This is a genomic window from Erwinia sp. V71, assembly GCF_965644245.1.
In the GTDB taxonomy this organism is placed as follows: Bacteria; Pseudomonadota; Gammaproteobacteria; order Enterobacterales; family Enterobacteriaceae; genus Erwinia.
Genome location: NZ_CBFFRK010000187.1, coordinates 1 through 5,210 on the forward strand (window position 1 = coordinate 1; position 5,210 = coordinate 5,210).

Sequence of the window (5,210 nt, forward strand, 5' to 3'; positions counted from 1 at the left end):
GTAGTTAACCCTTCCTCCTACACTCTCCACAATCATGTCCGAGCGTTGCACTTATTATCTGAATTCGCGAACAACCAGCACCTGACAAAAACCTTACAATCACGATAAAAACACGCCTGCAAATAACTTAATAAAAAAACTTAAGTCAAATAGGTATCCTTTCTATATAAACCTGACAGGTTTCTGTCCCTGTTTGCAATATCCTTTCCTGCCCTCTTCAGCCCAAATAAATCAAGCTCACCATCCGTATTTGTTACTGGCGAAGAACGTTCTGCTCATGGCCTCTGCCACCCTGCCTGTCACCGCAAATACGATATGCCCTCAGCAGCATTGCATGAGCGATCCTTCAGTAATCGTAATGCGAATACCTATCATTTATTTTACCAATGTTATTACCAGTGATAGCATAGCCAGATTCGCCACACACGCCGGTTCTGCGTCCGGTACAGGTTTCAGTCGCCTACAATCATGAAGACACAGCACGCCGCTCAGCAGCAGCCCTTTTCCGTCGCCCACTTCCGTGATTTTGGCGAGCGCTATGGTATTGATTACCGCTTTCCCGGCATGGTGGAACCTGTTGCGCATCAGACCGTAGTCCAGGGGCGTGTCGATGAGATCCTGCTGCCTTCCGGTATGACGGTGACCTGTTCTGATTTGCAGGTGATTGAGCCCTATGAATCCACCTCCATCGGCAGTTCGCCGTTGTTTATGCTGGTGGTGCTGGAGGGACATGTGCGCCTGCGGCTGAATGGTGAGGCGTTCTGCATTCGTCCCGGGATGTCGCTGGCAACCTGTGTCGGCAAGGATCTGGTACTGCAGGCCTGTCATCAGGGCAGCGAACGGCTGGTGACCATTTCACTCGGTATTCATCCCGATCATTTCAACGCCCAGTCGCCCATCGCGGCACTGGTCAGCGCCTGGCAACAGAAAAACCATCAGTCAGGTATCTGGTCAGTCCCGGAACATCTGTTGACCGGATTACGTCAGGCGCAGCCGCTCGACGGCAATACGGTGGCACGTCAGCTGATGCTGGAGGGATTATTGCTGCAGCTGCTGGCGCATCAGTTACTGGACGCGCCATTGCCCGACTGCCACTGCCAGATTGCCAGCGCGCTGCAGCTGCCGCCGGGCGAGCGCCATCGGCTGGAGCAGGTACGCCAGTTACTGAAAGCCGAACCGGAGAAAAACCATACCCTGGATGCGCTGGCCAGCATCGCCGCAATGAGCCCCAGCAGCCTGCGCAGCAAGTTCCGTCTGCTGTATGGCGACTCCGTCTTTAACTATCTGCGTGACTGCCGTCTGGAACTGGCGCGGCGCTATCTGCGCGAAGGACATAGCGTGCAGCAGGCAGCGTGGATGTCCGGCTATCAGCATGCCACCAACTTTGCCACCGCGTTTCGCCGCCGCTACGGTGTCGCCCCCAGCGCGCTGTCGGTAGCATAAGCCCTTACTTTTCGCCCGTGCTTGTGGGCGGATTTGTCATCTCTCATACACAACCCGTCACTGAGCATAGCCGTCCGCGACGCGGCTACAGCAATAATAGGGTCACAGTGTTCGATAATTAAAACAGTGAGAGACTCTTTTTATGGCAAAAACACACGGTTTAACCTTTTCCCTTCTGGCGGTCAGCGTGGCAGCAGCCCTTTCTGCCCAGGCCGCGACGGAATCAACGCAAGAAAACACTCTGGTGGTGAGCGCCAGCAGCGCTGACGGTAATAATGATGGCAATACCGTCGCGCCTTATACCAACAGCGCCACCAAATCCGCTGTACCGGAAAGCCGCACCCCGCAGACGATTAACACTATCGACAAACAAGAAATTGAAAAACGTCATGCGACATCGCTGAATGAAATCCTGCGCTATGAGGCCGGGGTGTCGAGTGAAATGCGCGGTTCGACCACGTATATGAGTGAGTATAAGATCCGTGGTTTTAACGCCGAACATGAGTACTATAATGGCCTGCAATTGCCGTATAACGTCAGTGGCAGTACGAAAGCGAATATTGATCCGATTCTGATTGAACAGGTCGATATTCTCAAAGGACCGTCTTCAGTACTCTACGGTAATGCGTCGCCAGGCGGACTGGTCAATATTCAGAGTAAAAAACCACAGAAAGAGCAAAGCACCGAAGTCGGTTTTAATACCGGCAATCGTAAACTGCGCGAAGGGTATATTGATTCCACCGGGCAGATCGCTGACAGCGACTGGAATTATCGCTTTATTGGTAAAGCCAGCGCCGGAGATGACCAGGCTCGCACCACAAAACATGAAAGCTATCTGGTTGCGCCAACGGTCACCTGGCAGCCTTCTGATCAGACTCGTCTGACGCTGGAAGCGCTGTATCAGGATCAACCTAATCTGACCCCATCCAACCCGTTCACTCTGGCTTATCTGCGCAGCGGTTATGCTTCACGTCGCGATTATGGCGGTGACAACTGGAACGTATTCAAACAACGCGAATGGATGATGGGCTACAGCTTTGAACATCAGTTCGATAACGGCTGGGGTGTGGTACAGAAAGCACGCTATTTCAATGTAAAAACCTATCAGCGCAGCGTTTACGCTTATCAGCAGGGCAGTTCCGTTACTGACTTTACAGGCTTTGGCTATATCACTGACGAGGATGTCGACAGTTTCAATATTGATAACCAGCTGACGAAAACCGTGGAGCTGGGCGACTGGAAGCATCATCTGTTAGCCGGTGTTGATTACCAGCATCTGAGCTCTAATATGCATTATCAGTATGGCAAAAATAATCCGGGGATTGATATGCTCAACCCTGATTATCATCGCGTCGTTGAAAGTGAACTGGGTCTGTATGACTTCAGCAGAAACCGCCTGAGCTATAATCAGAATGGTTACTACCTGCAGGATCAAATCGAATTCGGTGCCCTTAATCTGGTCGCCAGCCTGCGTTATGATGACTATCGTTCCACCACGGCTGAAAAACTGACGGGATACACGAAGACATCCGTTGATCAGAGCCGCGTGACGAAACGCCTGGGCGCACTGTACCAGTTCAGCAATGGCATCGCGCCTTATGTTAGTTACTCGGAAGGTTTCCTGCCAGTATCACCTGTCGGCAGCCTGACTGCTGCAGCCGCTAAACCGACAACCAGTAAGCAACTTGAAGGAGGGGTGAAATATTTACTGGCAAATTACGCCACCACTCTAACCGCGTCTGTATTCCAGATTAAACAAAAAAATGTGCTTACCACTGACGGCACTTACGATGCTGTAGTGGGAACCAATTACCGGCAAACTGGCGAAGTTGAATCTAACGGTGTTGAACTTACAGCTGTCAGCCGTCCGCTGGATAATCTGAATCTGGTGGCAAGTTATGCTTATACCCATGCTATTAACACTAAGGATGAGCTGTATCAGGGTCAGCGCGCCATGCAGGTACCGGAGAATGCCGTCAGTCTGTGGGCTGATTACACCTTCGATAAGAGTTTCCTCAATGGTCTGATGCTGGGCGCAGGTATGCGCTACAAAGGTAAAACGCCAGTCAGCCAGGATAACTCCGTATCCGCAATGGGCGGCAATACTCAGTTTGATCTGGCAATGGCCTATGATATGGGTGTCCTCAGTTCGGATCTGAAAGGTCTGACTGTGAAAGCCGGTGCGCAGAACATTACCAATAAATTCACCTACACCTGCTACAGCAGTAATGCCTGCTGGATCGGTCGCGACCGCACCTGGCAGGTGGGGATGAGCTACCGCTTCTAATCTCCTGCCTTAACCCCGGCGTCACTGCCCGTCAGTGACGCCGTTTTTCTCACTCAAAACTGCACTCCCCACAATAGACACGCCCAACAGATAATGATAATTATTATCAAATAATCTGTCACTGACAGCGGAGCACACTATGCAGTCACACTCATCGCAACTTCTCACCACTGATTGCTGTATTGTTGGCGGCGGCCCGGCCGGGCTGATGCTCGGTTATCTGCTGGCACGCGCTGGCGTGCGGGTGACGGTCCTGGAGAAGCATGCCGATTTTCTGCGTGATTTCCGTGGCGATACCATTCACCCGTCGACGCTGGAAATTATGCATCACCTCGGTTTGCTGGATGAGCTGTTGCAGCTGCCGCACCAGCGCGCCGAAAAGCTGCAGGCGGAAGTGGGCGGTCAGGAAGTGACAATGGCGGATTTCTCGCGGCTGCCGGTACGCTGTCGTTTTATCGCGTTTATGCCACAGTGGGATTTCCTGAATTTCCTCGCCGCCAAATCCGGCGCCCTGCCCGGCTTTACTCTGCTGCAATCCACCGCGTTTGATGACTTTATCTGTGCTGATGGCAGGGTGTGCGGCGTCAGAGCCCTCAAAGAGGGTCAGCCGCTTGAGATCCGCGTCCGGCTGGTGATTGGCGCAGATGGCCGCCACTCGCGGGTGCGGGAAAAAGCGGGTCTGAGCGGGCGATCCTTTGGTTCACCGCGCGATGTGCTGTGGTTCCGCCTCAGTAAGCAACTTGGCGACCCGGAATGGGGAATGGGCCATAAAGGGCCGAAGCAGAACTTTATTATGATTGACCGCGGCGAGTTCTGGCAGTGTGGTTACTCGATTGTGAAAGGCGAGTACGAGGCGGTGAAAGCGGCAGGACTCGATGCGCTGAAACAGCAGATTGCTGCCGTTGCCCCGTTCCCGGCGGCGCGGCTGGCGGAAGTGGGCGACTGGGATCAGCTGAAACTGCTGGTGATCCGCATTGACCGGCTGGATCAGTGGATGAAACCCGGCGTACTGTGCATTGGTGATGCGGCACACGCGATGTCGCCGATTGGCGGTGTTGGTGTCAATCTGGCGATCCAGGATGCGGTGGCAGCCGCCAATTACCTGACGACGCCGCTGCGGGAAGGTAACGTTAGCCTGAGCGATCTGGCAAAAGTGCAGAAGCGCCGCCAGTTCCCGACCTGCGCCACGCAGTTTCTGCAGATCAAAATGAGCCGCAAGAAATCGGGCACCGCCGCTAAAAAAAGCGGGCTGCCGGGTGTGATCCGTCGCTTACCGTTTTTGCGCTTTGTCTTTGGCCGGATTATTGGTCTGGGATTCAGGCCGGAGAAGCCGCGGGATTTTGGCGGGTGATAAGTAGAGGGGCAAGCAACTGAGATACGGCGTTGTCTGCTCCCCCACCCCAGCCCTCCCCCGCAAGCTGTACGGTCCGGGGACACAGTGAACACTTGTTCGGGGACATGGTAGACACTTACAACTAAG

General features: G+C 53.6%; 3 protein-coding genes. All 3 read left to right on the top strand.

The genetic code is table 11. The annotated features are described in order from the left end of the window. Window positions 1-468 precede the first annotated feature (468 nt). The 3 genes from ACSZO1_RS21605 (at window position 469) to ACSZO1_RS21615 (ending at window position 5,081) form a co-directional block, all read left to right on the top strand. Window positions 469-1,443 (top strand): helix-turn-helix domain-containing protein, encoded by a 975-nt coding sequence (locus ACSZO1_RS21605; RefSeq protein ID WP_437616331.1) that lies wholly within the window; start codon window positions 469-471, stop codon window positions 1,441-1,443. 142 nt (window positions 1,444-1,585) lie between these two features. Then, window positions 1,586-3,730 carry a TonB-dependent siderophore receptor gene (locus tag ACSZO1_RS21610; protein ID WP_437616333.1) on the top strand — a complete coding sequence of 715 codons (2,145 nt, stop codon included), beginning with the start codon at window positions 1,586-1,588 and terminating at the stop codon, window positions 3,728-3,730. A 139-nt stretch (window positions 3,731-3,869) separates the two neighbouring features. Further along, entirely contained in the window at window positions 3,870-5,081 is a 1,212-nt protein-coding gene (locus ACSZO1_RS21615; protein WP_437616335.1) for an FAD-dependent oxidoreductase, read from the top strand. The last annotated feature ends 129 nt before the right edge of the window (window positions 5,082-5,210 follow it).

What these genes read in the sequence shown, in the direction of transcription:
- ACSZO1_RS21605 (WP_437616331.1), top strand. Translation starts at nt 469, where the DNA reads ATGAAGACACAGCACGCCGCTCAGCAGCAGCCCTTTTCCGTCGCCCAC.
- ACSZO1_RS21610 (WP_437616333.1), top strand. Translation starts at nt 1,586, where the DNA reads ATGGCAAAAACACACGGTTTAACCTTTTCCCTTCTGGCGGTCAGCGTG.
- ACSZO1_RS21615 (WP_437616335.1), top strand. Translation starts at nt 3,870, where the DNA reads ATGCAGTCACACTCATCGCAACTTCTCACCACTGATTGCTGTATTGTT.